Source organism: Streptosporangium fragile, from assembly GCF_039534445.1.
Lineage (GTDB): Bacteria > Actinomycetota > Actinomycetes > Streptosporangiales > Streptosporangiaceae > Streptosporangium > Streptosporangium fragile.
In genome coordinates this window covers 115,021-130,667 of record NZ_BAAAVI010000005.1, presented here as the reverse complement: position 1 = coordinate 130,667, position 15,647 = coordinate 115,021, and the positions used below count along the sequence as shown (strand labels likewise).

16 protein-coding genes are annotated in these 15,647 nt (G+C 71.7%); 10 read left to right on the top strand and 6 right to left on the bottom strand.

All coding sequences use genetic code 11. The annotated features are described in order from the left end of the window. The first annotated feature begins 226 nt into the window (after positions 1–226). The 3 genes from ABD841_RS05305 to ABD841_RS05295 all read left to right on the top strand — a co-directional run bounded on the left by ABD841_RS05305 (position 227) and on the right by ABD841_RS05295 (position 2,025). Positions 227–808: a hypothetical protein gene (locus ABD841_RS05305; RefSeq protein WP_344968420.1), complete on the top strand. Its 582-nt coding sequence runs from the start codon at positions 227–229 to the stop codon at positions 806–808. Between the two features lie 194 nt (positions 809–1,002). Continuing rightward, a complete protein-coding gene (locus ABD841_RS05300; protein ID WP_344968418.1) occupies positions 1,003–1,440 on the top strand; it encodes a hypothetical protein in 438 nt (145 codons plus the stop codon). Positions 1,441–1,572: 132 nt separating this feature from the next. Next, positions 1,573–2,025, top strand: a complete 453-nt coding sequence (locus ABD841_RS05295) for a DUF350 domain-containing protein (protein ID WP_344968416.1) — start codon at positions 1,573–1,575, stop codon at positions 2,023–2,025. Positions 2,026–2,071: 46 nt separating this feature from the next. On the opposite strand, the gene ABD841_RS05290 is transcribed toward ABD841_RS05295, so the two are convergent. Then, entirely contained in the window at positions 2,072–2,731 is a 660-nt protein-coding gene (locus ABD841_RS05290) for an SRPBCC family protein (protein ID WP_344968415.1), read from the bottom strand. A gap of 511 nt (positions 2,732–3,242) precedes the next feature. Here ABD841_RS05290 and ABD841_RS05285 point away from each other — a divergent pair. Together ABD841_RS05285 and ABD841_RS05280 are read left to right on the top strand one after the other, a co-directional pair. Next, positions 3,243–3,446, top strand: coding sequence for a hypothetical protein (locus ABD841_RS05285; RefSeq protein ID WP_344968413.1), 204 nt, complete (start codon positions 3,243–3,245; stop codon positions 3,444–3,446). A 244-nt stretch (positions 3,447–3,690) separates the two neighbouring features. Then, a complete protein-coding gene (locus tag ABD841_RS05280; RefSeq protein ID WP_344968411.1) occupies positions 3,691–3,894 on the top strand; it encodes a cold-shock protein in 204 nt (67 codons plus the stop codon). A 136-nt stretch (positions 3,895–4,030) separates the two neighbouring features. Here ABD841_RS05280 and ABD841_RS05275 read toward each other — a convergent pair whose 3' ends face one another. The 3 genes from ABD841_RS05275 to manA form a co-directional block, all read right to left on the bottom strand. After that, entirely contained in the window at positions 4,031–4,471 is a 441-nt protein-coding gene (locus tag ABD841_RS05275) for an STAS domain-containing protein (protein WP_344968409.1), read from the bottom strand. A gap of 96 nt (positions 4,472–4,567) precedes the next feature. Then, entirely contained in the window at positions 4,568–5,131 is a 564-nt protein-coding gene (locus ABD841_RS05270) for a DUF5994 family protein (RefSeq protein ID WP_344968407.1), read from the bottom strand. A 601-nt stretch (positions 5,132–5,732) separates the two neighbouring features. After that, positions 5,733–6,836, bottom strand: coding sequence for a mannose-6-phosphate isomerase, class I (gene manA / locus ABD841_RS05265; RefSeq protein ID WP_344968405.1), 1,104 nt, complete (start codon positions 6,834–6,836; stop codon positions 5,733–5,735). A 679-nt stretch (positions 6,837–7,515) separates the two neighbouring features. On the opposite strand from manA, the gene rfbC reads away from it, so the two are divergent. Continuing rightward, entirely contained in the window at positions 7,516–8,127 is a 612-nt protein-coding gene (gene rfbC / locus ABD841_RS05260; RefSeq protein ID WP_344968403.1) for a dTDP-4-dehydrorhamnose 3,5-epimerase, read from the top strand. A gap of 260 nt (positions 8,128–8,387) precedes the next feature. Here rfbC and rfbB read toward each other — a convergent pair whose 3' ends face one another. Next, positions 8,388–9,362: a dTDP-glucose 4,6-dehydratase gene (gene rfbB / locus ABD841_RS05255; RefSeq protein ID WP_344968401.1), complete on the bottom strand. Its 975-nt coding sequence runs from the start codon at positions 9,360–9,362 to the stop codon at positions 8,388–8,390. Here rfbB and ABD841_RS40755 point away from each other — a divergent pair. Continuing rightward, positions 9,328–9,918, top strand: coding sequence for a sugar phosphate nucleotidyltransferase (locus ABD841_RS40755; protein WP_425581949.1), 591 nt, complete (start codon positions 9,328–9,330; stop codon positions 9,916–9,918). The genes rfbB and ABD841_RS40755 overlap by 35 nt on opposite strands. A 75-nt stretch (positions 9,919–9,993) precedes the next feature. Here ABD841_RS40755 and ABD841_RS05245 read toward each other — a convergent pair whose 3' ends face one another. Then, positions 9,994–10,824 (bottom strand): TetR/AcrR family transcriptional regulator, encoded by an 831-nt coding sequence (locus ABD841_RS05245; RefSeq protein ID WP_344968399.1) that lies wholly within the window; start codon positions 10,822–10,824, stop codon positions 9,994–9,996. Positions 10,825–11,325: 501 nt separating this feature from the next. Between ABD841_RS05245 and ABD841_RS05240 the strand changes: the two genes are divergently transcribed. The 3 genes from ABD841_RS05240 to ABD841_RS05230 all read left to right on the top strand — a co-directional run bounded on the left by ABD841_RS05240 (position 11,326) and on the right by ABD841_RS05230 (position 15,627). Beyond that, on the top strand, positions 11,326–12,927 hold the full coding sequence (locus ABD841_RS05240; protein WP_344968398.1) for an MFS transporter: 1,602 nt from the start codon (positions 11,326–11,328) through the stop codon (positions 12,925–12,927). 169 nt (positions 12,928–13,096) lie between these two features. After that, positions 13,097–14,404, top strand: a complete 1,308-nt coding sequence (locus tag ABD841_RS05235) for an MFS transporter (RefSeq protein ID WP_344968396.1) — start codon at positions 13,097–13,099, stop codon at positions 14,402–14,404. Beyond that, on the top strand, positions 14,401–15,627 hold the full coding sequence (locus ABD841_RS05230) for a hypothetical protein (RefSeq protein WP_344968394.1): 1,227 nt from the start codon (positions 14,401–14,403) through the stop codon (positions 15,625–15,627). The genes ABD841_RS05235 and ABD841_RS05230 overlap by 4 nt, the downstream gene beginning before the upstream one ends. Positions 15,628–15,647 lie beyond the last annotated feature (20 nt).

Here is a 15,647-nt window from a genome sequence, read left to right as displayed (position 1 = left end):
TTATGCATATAAATACTAGCGTTTAGGGTCGTGTTCAACCAGAGCGTTCTTCGCCGGGCGCCGTGCCGCTCGCCCGCCGGGTGACGGGGGGCGGACGGGCGAGGTGAGCGGGGTGTGGGAAGGGCTGAGGGGGAGGACAGGCGGGCGCGGGGATGCCGCGTTCCGGCGGCTCCGCATGGATCCGTCCAGTGGACTCCTTTAGCGGATTCCCAGTGGGAGACAAGCGGTGATTGCGACAGTCGTGCGGCAGGCCGGACTGGAGGCCGGCCTGCCACACGACCACGACGGCAGGAAAGCGATGACCGCGCCAGAACATGACCTCGACGTGTCCACGGGGCCGTCCGACGCACCGGAGAAGAAGCCTGATCCGGCGGGATCTTTCCGGAAGAGCCGGTGGGACGACGTGAAGGCGTCCCATGTCATCACGCTGGCGGCGGTCGGCATGGTCTCCGTGGTGGTCGCGGCCTCCTGCGCGACGGAGAGCGACTACGACGAGGACCGGGGGATAACCGCCGACTGCGTGGCGTCGGACTCGCTCGACGCTGACGGGGCCTACCTGGTTGTCGACGACGGCAAGTGCGCCTACGACTCGTCGGACACCTACACCTACCACGACTCCTCGGGCTACTCGGGCTCCTCGGGCTCCGGCCCGTACCACGCCTACCACTGGTACTACGGGGGCAAGCGCGCCGGCGACCGGGTGTCCCTGGGCTCCACGGTCCGCCCCGCGGACGTCGACATCTCCAGCCGCGGCGGCACCGTGATCCAGCGCGGCGGCTTCGGCGGACGTGGTTCGAGCGGAGGATGACCTTCCGCGCCCGGACTCGGCGAGACGGGGCACGGGAGAGAGCCCGCCGGGTCCCGGCCGATCCAAGTAGATCACTAGCGATCGACAAGTGGTGATCACGACACTTGTGCTGTCCGTGGGACGGGGACCGGCCGCCGTGCGACCACCACGGCGGGAAAGCGATGACGGCGCCAGAACGTGAGACCGATGTGCCCATGAGGATGCCCGACGTGCCGGTGAAGCGGCGTGAGCCGGCGGGCTCTCCCCCGAAGGAGCCGCGAGGCGGAACGAAGGCGTCCAGCGCTGTCAAACTGGCGGTCCTCGGCGCGATCTCCCTGGTGGTGGCCACGGGCTGCGCGGAGAGCGATGACGACCTGCCGGAGACCCACGCCGACTGCGTGGAGGCGGACTCGCGCGCGGAGGACGGCTCCTACCGGATCGTCGACGACTCCTACTGCGTCCGGGAAGACTCGGGCGAGACGTTCAGCCACGGCTCGTACCAGGCCTATCACTGGTACTACAGCGGCGTTTACGTCGGTGACCGGGTGTCCCTGGGCTCCACGGTCCGCCCCTCGGACGTCAACATCTCCAGCCGCGGCGGCACCGTGATCCAGCGCGGCGGCTTCGGCGGACGTGGTTCGAGCGGAGGGTGACCGGCATGCCGTCCGGGGCGCCGGGGGAGCACGCGGTACGGCACTGCCGGAGGAGCGCGCGGTACGGCGGGCCGGGTCGCGACCGAATCGACCTGTAGAAGCCTGTAGAAGCCTGTAGAAGAGAGACGAGATATGACGACCGTTCTGGCGGTGGCCCCCCTCGGTGAGACCCTGGGCCGTGGCGCGCTCGCGATCCTGGGCTACGCCATGCTCGGCGTGATCCTGCTGATCATCGGCTTTTACGCGCTGGACCTGGCCATCCCCGGCAAGCTCAGCGCCATCATCCGCGCCGAGCGCAACCCCAACGCCACCCTGCTCACCTCCTCGGGCATGGCCGCCGTCGGGCTGATCGTGGCCGCGTCGGTCTGGTCCTCCGGCGGCGCGCTGCACGAGGGCCTGCTGGCCACCGCGGTCTTCGGCCTGGTGGGCATCGCCGTGCAGACCGTGGCGATGCTGCTGTTCGACCTGGTGGCCGGGATCTCGGTGCGCGCGCTGGTCAAGGAGGCCGACCTGCAGCCCGGGACCCGCCTGCTGGCCGCCACCCATGTCGCCATCGGCCTGATCACGGCCGTCGCCGTGATCTGAGCGGGCTTCGCGCCGGCCGGGCCACGTCCCGGCCGGCGCCGCGTGGTCAGGCGTCCGCGTCGCCGTCCGAGGCGGGGACGTAGAACCTCGTGGTGTTCCCGGCGGCCTTGGCCGCCTCCTCGGGGGTCGCGCCCGAGGCCACGAGCGCTGCCCCCCACGCGTCGCTGCTGGCGGTCATGAACCGCGTCCCCTCCGGCGACCGGTCCCACGCGTCGGGATCCTCGATGGATTCACCGTTGCGCAGGTACAGGCCCAGGCCGAGGAGGGCGAGGTCCCAGCCGACCCCGGTGGCGCCGGGACCGTACTCGGCCCACCGCTCGTCGGGGACCACCGCGGCGTGTTCGAGCTCGAACACCGTCTCGCCGCCGGGACCCGAGGAGAGTCGTACCTCGACCTCGCCGATGTCGGCCTCGGCCGGATCCTCGCCGTACACCCAGGTCACCTTGAGCAGGCGCGGCGGCTCGCAGCGCAGGATCTCGCCCCCGGCGTTGCCCTTGAGCTGGTAGTTCCCGCCAGGACGGAGATCGCCGGTGACCGGGAGGAACCAGCGGCCGATCCGGTCGGGGTCGGTGAGGGCGTCCCAGACGTCCTCCACCGGGGCGTCGTAGCTCCGCCGCACCAGGACGGTGCGGCCCTCGCCCGCGGGGATGCGCCGACGGCCGGTCTCGCGATGGACGGCGTTGATCTCACCGATGATGTCGATCATCGTTTCCTCGTCTCCTTCGTCTTCGGTGCACCGCACGCCGGCGGTCCCGTGCGGCGTTCCGCCCGTGCCGGGCGGCTCCGGCGAGACCGGCGTACGGGATGGCGGGCGTGTCCACGGATCGGCAATGTATCAGCATTCGCTTATATAAATAAACCTTGATATCGATCGGCGTTACGTGGCCCGCAGGGGCCGGCGGCGGCTCTTCGGCCGATCCGGGCCGGCGCCCGCGAGCCGGTGGGTGGATGGCGAGCCGGTACGGCGGAAGAGGTGCGGCTTCTGAAGTCTTTTGGTGACTCCGCATGACGGCATGCCGCGAGAGGTAGGCTGACAGGCGCGAGATCCGCCGTTTCGCGCAGCATGTTGTCGCGACGTCGCGGCTCCTGCCGCGAGATCCTGCTCCGACCGGCCGCGGCGAGATCCCCACGGACTCCGATGGCGAGAGACGCGCCACCGGCTGGGGTGTGCGCCAGGACGATGAGGCTCGATCGGCGGATCAGGCCTGGAGGTCACGATGAGCGAGCCCAGCGACGCCGATATCCGAGCCATGATGTTGGTGATGATCCACCGGGCGGGCGGTGCCATAGAGATCAGCAACGCCGAACTGTACGAGGCGATGATGCCGGCGGGGGGCAGTTCCACCGCGCGCTTCACGATGGAGGAAACCTCCTCGGGCATTCGGATCCGCCTGCACGCGGATCCGCGCCGGGAAAAGTGATCCCATCCCGGGTCCACCGGCCGGATCTGGCGATGAATTACCCGGAGATTGACACCCCTCCATTGAGCATGTACTTTTCATGTGTTGCGGTCTGGTTTTCCTCGAACGTTTTTGAAGCGCCCGTGGGAAGTTTTCGGCAGCGGGCTTCTCGCTTCTCCTGACCGGGCTGGCGCAAAGTGGCCCGTAACGCAATCTTCTGGCCGTCGCCATGGCGGTCCGGTGAGACTCCACAGAGGGAGAAGCAGTGACTGAAGGCACCGTGAAGTGGTTCAACGCCGAGAAGGGGTTCGGGTTCATCGCTCCTGACGACGGGAGCGCCGACGTCTTCGTGCACTTCTCGGCGATCACCACGGGTGGCTACCGCAGTCTGGAAGAGAACCAGCGAGTCGTCTTCGAGACGGCGAACGGTCCCAAGGGGCCGCAGGCCGAGAAGGTCACGGCGCTCTGATTTTCCGGCGGATGCCCACCTGAGCCCACACCCGATCGTGGTGTGGGCTCAGGTGTTTTTCATGGCTGCTTGCCGTCTTGCGCCCGGCATTTTCGGTGGATATCTCCGCCGTTGCTTCCCGAATTTTTCCACGATGTCAGAGAAACGATCTGAACCGGTGAATGATCTGTCCGGTGCCCGGGAGGGCCCGTCCGGCAGCCGGGTCGCGGTGCCTGGAGGCGAGCGCGCCGGACAGCGTGGGATGGATCATGAAGCTGCGATCCAGGCGGGTGATGCTCAGCAGCCTGGCCATGTGCGGCTGAGGTGAGATGAGGAAGAGCGTGATGCCGGACTGCCTGGCACGGCGCTGGATGCCGATCAGTACGGTCAGCCCGGAGGCGTCGCAGAACGACACCTCCGACAGGTCGAGGATGAGCAGGTCCGCGCTGCGCTGGAGTGCGTTGCGCAGGCGTTTGCGCAGCGCCGGCCCGGTGCCGATGTCGATCTCGCCCTGCAGCCTGACGATGGTGTGAGCGGGCCGGCAGGCGGCCAGGAGGCTCGCCCGAGTCCGGTCCGCGGCGTGGACGGCGGTGGTCATGAGATCTCCAACGGTGGTGAGAAAGGGGCGGGCAACCGGCCGGCGGCATGGGGCCGTCCCCGCCGGGGGTAGGGGGGCACGCGATTGGTCGCGCTGTCAGATCGCGGAGGCGCAGTTCACGGTCTGACTGCCCTCGGCACGCCGGACGGCGTGACCGGGGTCGCCCGAGACCCGGAACCCGGCCGCATCCTGCTCCCGGTCCGTGAGCATGTCGGGCCGCCGGAAGCGTCCCTCACCCGAGGCGGCCGTCCCGAACGCGTCGTTCGGCCGGGCGCTTACCATGTCCGGCGCCGTCACCAGCAGGTTGACGTACCCGATGGTCGTCGTGGTCAACCTGACCAGGCGGGGGTCGGCGTTCCGCGACCGTCCCACCTCGACGAGGCGGCCCCGGGCCTGGACGTGGGACGGGATGCCGTCCCAGGCGTCCGGATCGAGGGTTACCCGCGCGGTGACCCGGTGCAGCCGCTCGTCGACGGCTGCGATGAGACCGGGTAGCTCCGCGGCGGCATTTCGCGAGCACGGCCACCATGTCCCGTCCACGGCGCCGCGATGGCCGAGCACGAGATCGAGGTTCAGCCGTACCGAGGGAGACCCGGCCGTCGAGACGGAGGAGGAGAACGCCGTGGCCGGCGTGGTGTGGTAGAGAAGCGTGGGCATCATGATCGACCGGTCTGCCTCGGTCTTGAAGGACCGCGATTGCGATTCGCCTCGGGCGACGCCAGCCCTGATGCCAACGCACGAAATATCCTAGGTGACCTCACCCTACCTCACGAACGGGTCTCGTTGCGTAACCGGCGGACCACGGCCAGTGCCCGCCGCTCCGGTCGTGACCTGCGCCGTTCGGGCCGTGACCTGCGCCGTTCCGGTCGTGGTCCGTGCCGTTCCGGTGGTGACTCACGCCGGGCGCCGTTAGCGCCCCGGGAACGGAGCCGGGCCGGCGGCACGGCGACACCGCCGGCCGGCGTCCCTCCGGCGGGCGCGCGGGTGGGGCAGGCGGTACCACATCGCCCCGAAGGCCGTGCCGGCCGCGAGGACGACGCCGGCGGGGACGGCGCCCGGCCCCGGGTTGAGCCGGGCGACCAGGGCGCTCGCCGACGGGAAGAAGGCGGAGGCCGCGGCCCTCTGCCCGAGCCCGGCCAGCCACAGCAGCCCGGGGCCGGGGCCCATGCTCCGGCCCGGGGTCCGGCTCCGGGGCGGTCCGGGGGCCGCGTTCCGGCCGGGAGCCGAGTTCCGGGGCGGGCCCGGGACCCGTCCGGGCCGTCTAGCCGATGCCCGGCTCCGCCCAGAAGACCGTGCCGGAGCCGCGCAGCTCGACCGGGCCGGAGCCGGCCGCGGCGAAGGCGGACTCGCCCGGCCGCAGCGTCCGCCCGCCCGCCTCGACCTCGCCCTCGGTGCACAGCAGGATGCGCGGCACCCCGCCTTCCAGGGTGAGCCCGGCACCAGGGACGGTCGTGCCGAGGCGGAATTCGGGCGCGGGGGTGCGGTAGAGGTTGCCCGACGGCTCCACCCGCAGGGGCGAGACCGAGGGGTCGGTGACCCGCAGCAGTTCCTCGACGTCCATCGGCTTGCTGGTCAGGCCCGCGCGCAGCACGTTGTCCGAGCCGCCCATGATCTCCACGCCGAAGCCGCTCAGGTAGCAGTGGAGCACCCCCGCGCCCAGGAACAGCGCCTGGCCGGGCTGGAGCTCGTGGCGCTGGAGGAACAGCGGGGCGAGGCAGGCCGGGTCCTCGGGGTGGATGCCGGCCAGCCGGACGACCAGCTCGTGATCGGGGCCGCCGGCGGCGGAGGCGGCGCGCACGATGGCGGCGACCAGGCCGGCCCTGCCGTCCTTCGGCCACTCCACCAGCTCGCGCAGCGCCGCGGAGATGTCCCCCGAGGCCAGTGACGCGACGACCGGCTCCAGTTCCGGCACACCCAGCCCGCCGATCAGCGTCGCGGCCTCGTCCCCGGTGCGGAACCCGGCCAGCGCGGTGAACGGGGTCAGCGCGCAGATCAGCTCGGGCTTGGGGAACGGGTCGACGTAGGTTCCCCGGGCGAACCCCTCCGCGGCCTGCTCCTGGGAAGGGTGGACCTGGAGCGAGAGCGGGAGGTCCACGGCGATCAGCTTCAGCAGGTACGGCAGGCGCTCACCGAACCGTTCCACGGTCGCCGAGCCCAGTTCGGCCCGCGGGTCCGCGGCCACCGTCTCGGCGAGGGAGCGCCACGTCCCCTCCCGCAGCACCGACGAGGAGCCGGAGGGGTGGGCGCCCAGCCACATCTCCGCCTCGGGCTGCTCCGTGGGGGCGGGCCGGCCGGTCAGCGTGGCGATGGCCGTGTGCGACCCCCAGTCGTAGTTCTTCACGGGGTTGCGCAGCGGGTCCGTCATGACGCCTCCACCCACGCGGGCGCGGACGCGGCGGTGCCGGGCCGTCCGCCACCGATCTCCGGTCGCGGAGACCGCCGCCACGCGGGGATCTCGACCGGTCCTGCCGTTCCTGCCGCCGCGCGGGCGGCGGGGGTGAAGGAGTCGTTCATGGTCCTCTGTGTCCGTGAGCATGGAGTGAATGAATGCCGCAGAACGCCGATGTTACGCGTCTCCGGCGCTTCGCGGCTGCCGGGGCGCCACCGGACCGGACGGCGGGACCACCGGCCGGGCCCGCCGGTCATGATCGCTGCCCGGCCGCCGGGCGGACGCCGGCCGCGCGTCCGGCGGGCCCGGGTTAACCCCACCCCGATTTCCGAGAAAGGGCCGGGAAAGGGAGCGTGCCGACGGACCTGGTGCTCCAGGAGGGTTCTCGCAGGCCGGAGGGGTGCCGGGCGACCGTGTGACACGCCGTGCCGCGCGCGGCGCCCCGGGAGGGTGATCAGGGGTTCCCAAGGCGGCGGTGCTCCTGGAGACTCCGCTGGGGAGTCCTGCGGACTCCGCAGGGAGAGGACAGGCGCCCGGCGCGCGTATCTCGCCTCGCCCCTCCCGCACCCACGGTCTCGCGCGCTCCCGATCCACCTCCCGGGAACGCGGTGGCCCGCGGCGCAGGAGAGGGACGGCCTGAGGGAAGGAGATCAGCATGCGTCCACTCGGCATCGAGGGTTCGTGGGTGTTCGAACCCACGGTGTTACCCGACGACCGGGGCAGTTTCCACGAGTGGTTCCGCGGGGGCGCCTTCCGCGAGGCCACCGGCCAGGACCTGGTCCTCTCCCAGGCGAACTGCTCGATCTCCCGCCGGGACACGCTGCGCGGCGTCCACTTCGCCGACGTGCCGCCGAGCCAGGCCAAGTACGTCACGTGCGTGCGCGGCGCGGTCCTCGACGTGGTCGTCGACATCCGCGCCGGATCACCCACCTTCGGGCGGTGGGAACCGGTCCGCCTGGACGACCGGGACCACCGCGCCGTCTACATCTCCGAGGGGCTGGGCCACGCCTTCATGGCGCTCAGCGACGACGCCACCGTGGTCTACCTCTGCTCCGAGGGGTACGCGCCGGAGCGCGAGCACGGGATCCACCCGCTCGATCCCGGGCTGGGCATCGCCTGGCCGGCGGAGGCGACGCCGCTGCTGTCCGCCAAGGACGCCGCGGCCCCCACCCTCGCCGAGGCCCTGCGGCAGGGCCTGCTCCCCGACTACGAGGAGTGCCGCCGGCTCTACGCCAAACTCCGGCCTGACGGACCGCTCGGATCCTGACCCGCTCGCGTCCTCGGCCACGGCGGGTCTGCCCGGGATCCGCGGTCCCGGTCTCGGCGGGCTTTCCGGGATCCGCCGTCCCGGTCGCGGCGGGTTTCCCGGGAACTCGTCGTCCCGGTCTTGGTGGGTCTGCCCGGGATCCGCCGTCCCGGTCTTGGCGGGTTTCCCGGGAGCTCACCGCGACCGGTCGCGGCGAGCTCCCGGGTGGGTGCCGGGGCGGCCCTGAGCCCGATCGTCCGGCGGCCTGCCGCAGCCACGGGTCAACCGGCGCCCAGACCGGCCTTGAGCGGCTCCCACCAGGCGCGGTTCTCGCGGTACCAGGCCACGGTCTCGGCCAGGCCGGTCGCGAAGTCCTTGCGCGGGCGGTAGCCCAGCTCGTCACGGATCTTGGTCCAGTCGACCGAGTAACGGCGGTCGTGGCCCTTGCGGTCGTCCACGTAGTCGATCATGCTCTCGTCCGCGCCGCAGGCCGCGAGCAGCATGTCGGTCAGCTCGCGGTTGGTCAGCTCGGTGCCGCCGCCGATGTTGTAGACCTCGCCGGGCCGGCCCGCCGCGCGGACCAGTTCGATGCCCCGGACGTGGTCGTCGACGTGCAGCCAGTCGCGGACGTTGAGGCCGTCGCCATAGAGCGGGACCTTCTCGCCGTCCAGCAGGTTCGTGATGAACAGCGGGATGACCTTCTCGGGGAAGTGGTGGTGCCCGTAGTTGTTCGAGCAGCGCGTCACCCGCACGTCCAGGCCGTGGGTGCGGTGGTAGGAGAGCGCCAGCAGGTCGCCGGCCGCCTTGGATGCGGCATAGGGGGAGTTGGGCCGCAGCGGGTCGGTCTCCGGCCAGGAACCCTCCGCGATCGAGCCGTAGACCTCGTCGGTGGAGACGTGCACGAAGGTCGTCGGCCCGCCATGGAGCGCCGCGTCGAGGAGCGTCTGGGTGCCCATCACGTTGGTCCGGACGAACTCGGCGGCGCCGAGGATGGACCGGTCGACGTGGGACTCGGCGGCGAAGTGCACCACCTGGTCGTGCTCGGCGACGAGCTTGCCGGCCAGTTCCGCGTCGCAGATGTCACCCTGGACGAACGTGAAGCGGTCGCTGTCGCGAACCTCGTCGAGGTTGGCGAGGTTACCGGCGTAGGTGAGTTTGTCCAGGACGGTGATTGTTTCCGGCCCGTCCGCCCCGAGAAGGGTGCGTACGTAGTGTGAGCCGATGAACCCGGCACCTCCGGTGACGAGAACCCGCATCGAAAGATCCACCTCGCTGTGGTCGCTGGACAGGGACGGCCGCCGTCCGCCGCCGGGAGAACCGCGAGGACGCGGTCTTCGGGCGCGGGAGGTGCGCCCCGGTGCGGGAAGCCCCGGCCATCGTGGTGAATTCGCCACCCGGGAACAGGGGGCGAGAGACGCCGGTAGGGGTTTGACGGCATGCGCGGCCCGCGTGAGTCTTTTCCCCGACGGCCGGCCGTCCGTCCACCGGCTTTCGTGGGCCGGTTTCGCCGCGGAGGGCTTTTCCGTGAAAGGCGTTGTTCTCGCGGGCGGTCACGGCACAAGGCTATATCCGCTGACGCCCGCCGCCTCCGAGCGACTCCTGCCCGTTGGCGACAGACCAATGATCTGTCACCCGCCGTCGGCGCTCATGCCCGCCGGCATCGGCGTTATTCCGGTCATATCCCATCTATCGGCCTGCTCCCCGCCCAGGTCCTCCGGCGGGCGACTCGTGCGGGAATCGCGGAACAGCCCACCTCATCCGAATGGCCGCCTCCCTCATTTTCATCAGCGAATTCCTTATAACCTGATTTAGAGGAAATTTCGTCAAGGTGTAGAAACTTCCCGGCATCGGTGGTCACGCCGGACGTCTCCGGGACGACCACGCCTCCTATGTGGCCGTCCTGTCTCCGGAACCGTTCCCGGAACGGTTCCCGGAACCGTCCCCGGAATCCGTCCCCCCGCCGCGCGCCGGTTCCCGCTCCCCGTTCTCGATCAGCACGGCCAGGCCGTCGAGGAGACGCCGCAGGCTGAACTCGAACCACTCGTCGATGTCGATCTGGTCACCCTGCTCGGCGTAGAGCCGGGACAGCATCGGGAACCGGCCGGACTCCAGGATCTCCCGGAGCATCGGCGTCTTCGACGCGCGCCACTGCGGCGTCGTGACGCCGGTGCGTCGTTCGGTCTCCGCCTCGTTCACCAGCAGCAGCGCCGCGCCCTGCACCTGGGCGCTCACCATGATGGCCACCCACTGCATCGTCCTCGGGCCGAGGCCCAGGCCGTCCAGGGCGCGCATCGTCCACTCCATATCGGCCAGCACGTTCGGTCCGAGCGGCGGCCGGGGGGTGGCGATGACCTGCAGGACCCACGGGTGCCTGGAGTACATCGCCCACTCCCGTCGGGCGGCCGTCTCCAGCCTCGTGCGCCAGTCCCCGGGAACAGGGGCCGAGTACGCGTTCTCGCCGAAGACGGCGTCCACCATCAGCTCGATCAGCGCGTCCTTGCCCAGCACGTAGCGGTACAGCGACATCGCGCCCGCGCCCAGCTCGGTTGCGACACGGCGCATCGACAGCGCGTCCAGTCCCTCGGCGTCGGCGATGCGGATCGCGGCGCGCACGATCCGCTCGATGCTCAGCCCGTTCCGCGGCTCGTGATCCTCCGGCGTGGCCGTCGCGGGACGGGCGTCACCGGCGTCGCCGTGGCCGTCGGATCGGTCGCCCACGGGCGGGGGAGCGGCCCGTACGGCGGGTGCCGCCGTACGGGCGGCGGACGATCCGGTGGCGGATGGTTCGGTGGGCGGTCCGGCGGGCGATCCGGCGGCGGGCGATTCGGTGGCGGGCGGTGCGATGCGCTCGGCGGCGCGGGACCGGTAAGCCCGCGCCTGGCACGCCCGGGAGCAGTACCGGGGGCGCCGCCCCCGGGGCGGGGCCTGCAACGGCTTCCCGCACTGTGCGCACGTCAACATGGGCTCCTCGCTCGTTTCTGTCACACCGGGCTGAGTGTGACGAAACTCTAACATATGGATTCTGTGACGTAATAGCGGGCGCGAGTGTGACGATAATGCGGATCGGGCGAGTGGTGGGAGGAGTGCGCCGCTATCTTCGGAGATTCGCGATGAGGTTCGTTCGCGGTTCCCCGTGGAACTGGTCGTTGTCCGTTTCCGGAGATTGTGCGTACGATGTATGCGACGCTGTGCGTACAACGTACTCAAGGAGTTGGGACCGTGATACGAGACGTGAGGGCAGCCGGACGGAGAGAGTGGCTGGGGCTCGCCGTGCTGGTCCTGCCCGTCCTACTCGTCTCCGTGACGGTGACGGTGCTGTACTTCGCCCTGCCCTTCCTCGGCGCCGAGCTCAAGCCCACCGGGCCGGAGCTGCTGTGGATCGTCGACATCTACGCCTTCCTGCTGGCCGGCCTGCTGATCACGATGGGCACCCTGGGCGACCGGATCGGCCGCCGCAGGCTGCTGCTGTCCGGGGCCACCGCGTTCGGCGTCACGTCGGTCATCGCCGCGTACGCGCCCAACGCCGAGTTGCTCATCGCGGCCCGTGCGCTGCAGGGCGCCGCGGCGGCGAGCCTGATGCCGCCGACCCTCGCGCTGATCCGCGACATGTTCCAGGACCAGCGGCAGCGTCGGATGGCCATCGCCCTGTGGGCGGCGAGCTTCGCCGGGGGCAGTGTGCTCGGGCCGATCGTGGGCGGCTGGCTGCTGGAGCACTTCTGGTGGGGCTCGGTCTTCCTGATCAACGTGCCCGTCATGGCCCTGCTCCTGGTGCTGGGCCCGATCCTGCTGCCCGAGTACCGCGACCCCCGCCCCGGCCGGTTCGATCTTCTCAGCGCCGTGCTGTCGCTGGCGGCGGTGCTGCCGATCGTCTACGGGGTCAAGCAGTTCGCCGCCGGCGGTTTCGGCCCGGTGGCGGTGCTGAGCGTCGCCGCCGGCCTGGCGGTCGGCGCCGGGTTCCTGCACAGGCAGCGCAGGCTGCCCGACCCGATGCTCGACCTGCGGCTGTTCGCCGGCCGGGGCTTCACCATGTCGCTGATCACGAGCACGCTCGCCGTCTTCGCGCTGGTGGGCCTGTTCTACTTCATCACGCAGTACCTGCAGATGGTGCTGGGGCTGCGGCCGTTCGTCGCGGGGCTGCTGACGCTCCCGGCGGCCGGTGCGGCCCTGGCCGGTTCGATCCTGGCCGCCGTGATCGCCCAGCGGATCCGCCCGGGGTGCATCATGGGCGGCGGCATGGCGCTGGGCGCCGCGGGCTTCCTGGTGGTGAGCCAGCTCGACGCCGGTTCGGGCCGGTGGCTGCTGATCTCCGGTCTGTTCCTGCTGGGCGGGGGGATCGGCGCGGTGCAGGCGGTGGCCTCCGACATGATCGTCGCGGTCGCCCCGCCGGAGCGCGCCGGCTCCGCCTCGGCGGTCCTGGAGGCCGCCACCGAGCTCGGCGGCGCGCTGGGCATCGCGATCCTGGGCAGCATCGGCCTCGCCGTCTACCGCGGGGAGTCCGCCCCGGCGGGGCGGGTCGGGTTGTCCCCGGGCGAGGCCGAGGCGGCCCGGGAAACCCTCGGTGGCGCGGTCGGGGTGGCCGCCCGGCTGCCGGAGCAGGCCGCGGCGGAACTGCTCGACGTCGCCCGGACGGCCTTCACGAGCGGCATGCAGGTCGCCGCGCTCCTGGGCGCGGTCCTCATGGCGGTGACGGCCGTGTTCGCCGCGATTCTCCTCCGGGCGGTGCGGGTGGACGCCTCCGCGGCGGATCCCTCCGCGGCGGATCTCTCAGCGGTGAATCCCGCTGTGGCGGATCCCTCCGCGGTGGACGGCCGCACCGGGTGAACCGGTCCGCGGGAACACCAGCTGATCTGCGACTATCCTGCTCGGAAGGGCGGAGTGCACGCCTCGGGGAGCCGAGGCGTGCGATGTGCAAGGCATGGGGGGAGGAGGCCGGTCCTATGGTGCGGCAGGACTTCGCCTCCTTCCGAGCGCCCCCCTTCCGAGGAGCCCCATGACCGCCACCGAAACCCCGACGCTGCCCATCGGTGCCGCGTTCGACAGGATGCCGTTCACCCGCCGGCACGTGCTGATCGCGCTGGCCCTGTTCGTCGCGTTCGTCATCGAGTCGTGGGAGCAGCTCGCTCTCATCTACGTCTCCACGGACCTCGGCTCGGCCTTCGGCGTCGACGAGGCGGGGATCGGGCTGATCCTGTCCGCCGTCGCGTTCGGCATGATCCCCGGCTCGCTGGTCTGGGGACCGGTCGCCGACCGGATCGGCCGCCGCCCGGCTTCCTTCTGGTCCCTGCTCGCCTACGGGGTGATCGCGCTGGCCTCGGCGTTCGCGCCGAACGTGGAGACGCTGATCGGGCTGCGGGTGCTTTCCGGGCTCGCCCTGGCCGGTGTCTACACGATCACCTTCCCCTACTTCCTGGAACTGCTGCCCACCCCCGTCCGGGGCCGGGCGGCGGTCTACCTGTCGATCGGCTGGCCGATCGGCATGCTCGCCGCCATCGGCGCCTCGGTTCTCCTGGGGCACCTCGGCTGGCACGTGGTCGTCCTCGCCAGCGCCGCGGCCGGGCTCTGGGCGTTCGCGATCCGGGCCTGGGTGCCCGAGTCGCCGTACTGGCTGGCCGCCCGGGGCCACCAGGACGAAACCCGTGCGGTCCTGCGCGCCCTGGGCAGCCCGGACGCCGAGGCGGTCTTCACCGTCGCCGCCGAGCGTCCCGGCCGCCCGCTCGACCTGCTCCGCGGCAGGCTCCGCACGGTCACCGTGGTGATGATCCTGCTGAACTTCGCCTTCAACTGGGGCTACTGGGGCCTGCAGACCTGGCTGCCCACGCTGCTGCAGCAGAAGGGCCTCAGCATGGACGCGAGCCTCGGCTTCGCCGCGCTCAGCGCGCTCATGATGATCCCCGGCTATGTCAGCGCCTCCCTGCTGACCGGCCGCTTCGGCCGCAAGAAGGTGTTCCTGGTCTACGTGGTCGCCGCGGCGCTCGGCGGCCTGGCCTTCGCCACCGCGTCCACGACGACCGGCCTGTACGCCGGCAACTTCGCGATGTCGTTCTTCGGCCTGGGCGCCTGGGGGGTGTGGAACACCTGGAACGGCGAGTTCTACCCGACCTCGCTGCGCGGCACGGGTTACTCCTGGGCGACGGCCTCCCAGCTCGTGGCGACCACCGTGGCCCCCTCGGCCGTGGGGGTGCTCCTGGCCAACGCCACCGGCTTCACCGCGACCATGCTGGTGATCAACGCGTTCATGGTGGTCACCGCGCTGCTGGCGATCCCGCTGCCGGAGACCGAGGGGCGCGGCCTCGAATGATCCTCGGCGTCGATCTCGGGGCGCCCGCGACCGTGGTCGCGGCGCTCCGTGACGGCGTCCCGGAGGGTCCGATCCCCACCCGCGCACCCGGGGGTGTGCGGCCCGCCGCGGTGTGGGGGACGCCGGTCCGGGCGGTGTGCGTCGCGGTGGATCTCGACACCGTACGCCTCGCGCCGGTCGCGGCGATCCGGGTCGGCGGGCCGTGCCCCCCGGCGCTCGGGCCGCTGACCGGCTGGCCGGAGGGGGCGGGCCGGGCGGTGGTCGTGCGCGGTGGGCACAGCCTCACCGGCCGGCCGGTCGCGGAGCTGGACTCCGCCGCGGTGGCGGAGTTCGCGGCCGGATGCGGCCTGACCGACTTCGCGGTGACGGCGACCGGTTCGCCGGTGCTCGCCGAGCACGAGCTGGCCGTCGCGGAGATCGTCGCGGCCGAGGTGCCGGGCGCGCGGATCACCCTGTCGTACGAGTTCGGCCAGGTGGGGTTGCGCGAGCGGGAGAACAGCGCGATCCTCAACGCCGCGCTCGGCCCGTACGCGGACGACCTGGCCGCCCGCCTCGGGCGCGACCTACCCGGCGTCCCGCTGTTCTTCGCCAGAACGGGCAGCGGGCTCGTCTCGGCCCACTACTTCCGCCGCTACCCCCTGGTCTGCTACCTGGGGGCCTTCACCTGCGCGCTCCGCGGCGGCGCCACCCTGGCCGGGTTGTCCGACACGGCGGTTCAGGAGCGCAGGCCCGCGACCTGCGATCGGCGGGCCGCCGCGCCGGGCGTCGGACGGACCGGCGGGGAGGGCGCGGCGGCGACCGCGGTGCGGACCGGCATGGTGACCGGCGGCCTGCCCAGGACCGGTGCCCGGTCCGACCTGCCGGTCCGCGTCAACCTGCCGTTGCCGCTCACCGTCGAGGCGGACACCGGGGTGGCCGTGGGACCGCTGGCGGGGGAGGCGGGCCCCGGCTGGACGGTGCCCGGCCGGGCGGAGCTGGCCGTGGCGTACGGCGCGGCGCTGGCCGCCCCGGTCGCGGAGGTGGAGCGGATCGTGCAGGCCCGCGGCCGGGCCGAGCTGGACCGGGCGCTCGACGACGCCCGGGACGAGGCGCTGACCCGGGTGGTCAGCGCCGGGGCCGCCCCCGGCTCCGCCCGGGTGGCCGCCACCACCGTCAACCCGCTCTCCTACCTGCCCGACGGTCTCTACCGCGTCCGCGTCACGGCGGAGGGGGCCACCCCATGAGGCCGGCGGGGGCGCGTCCG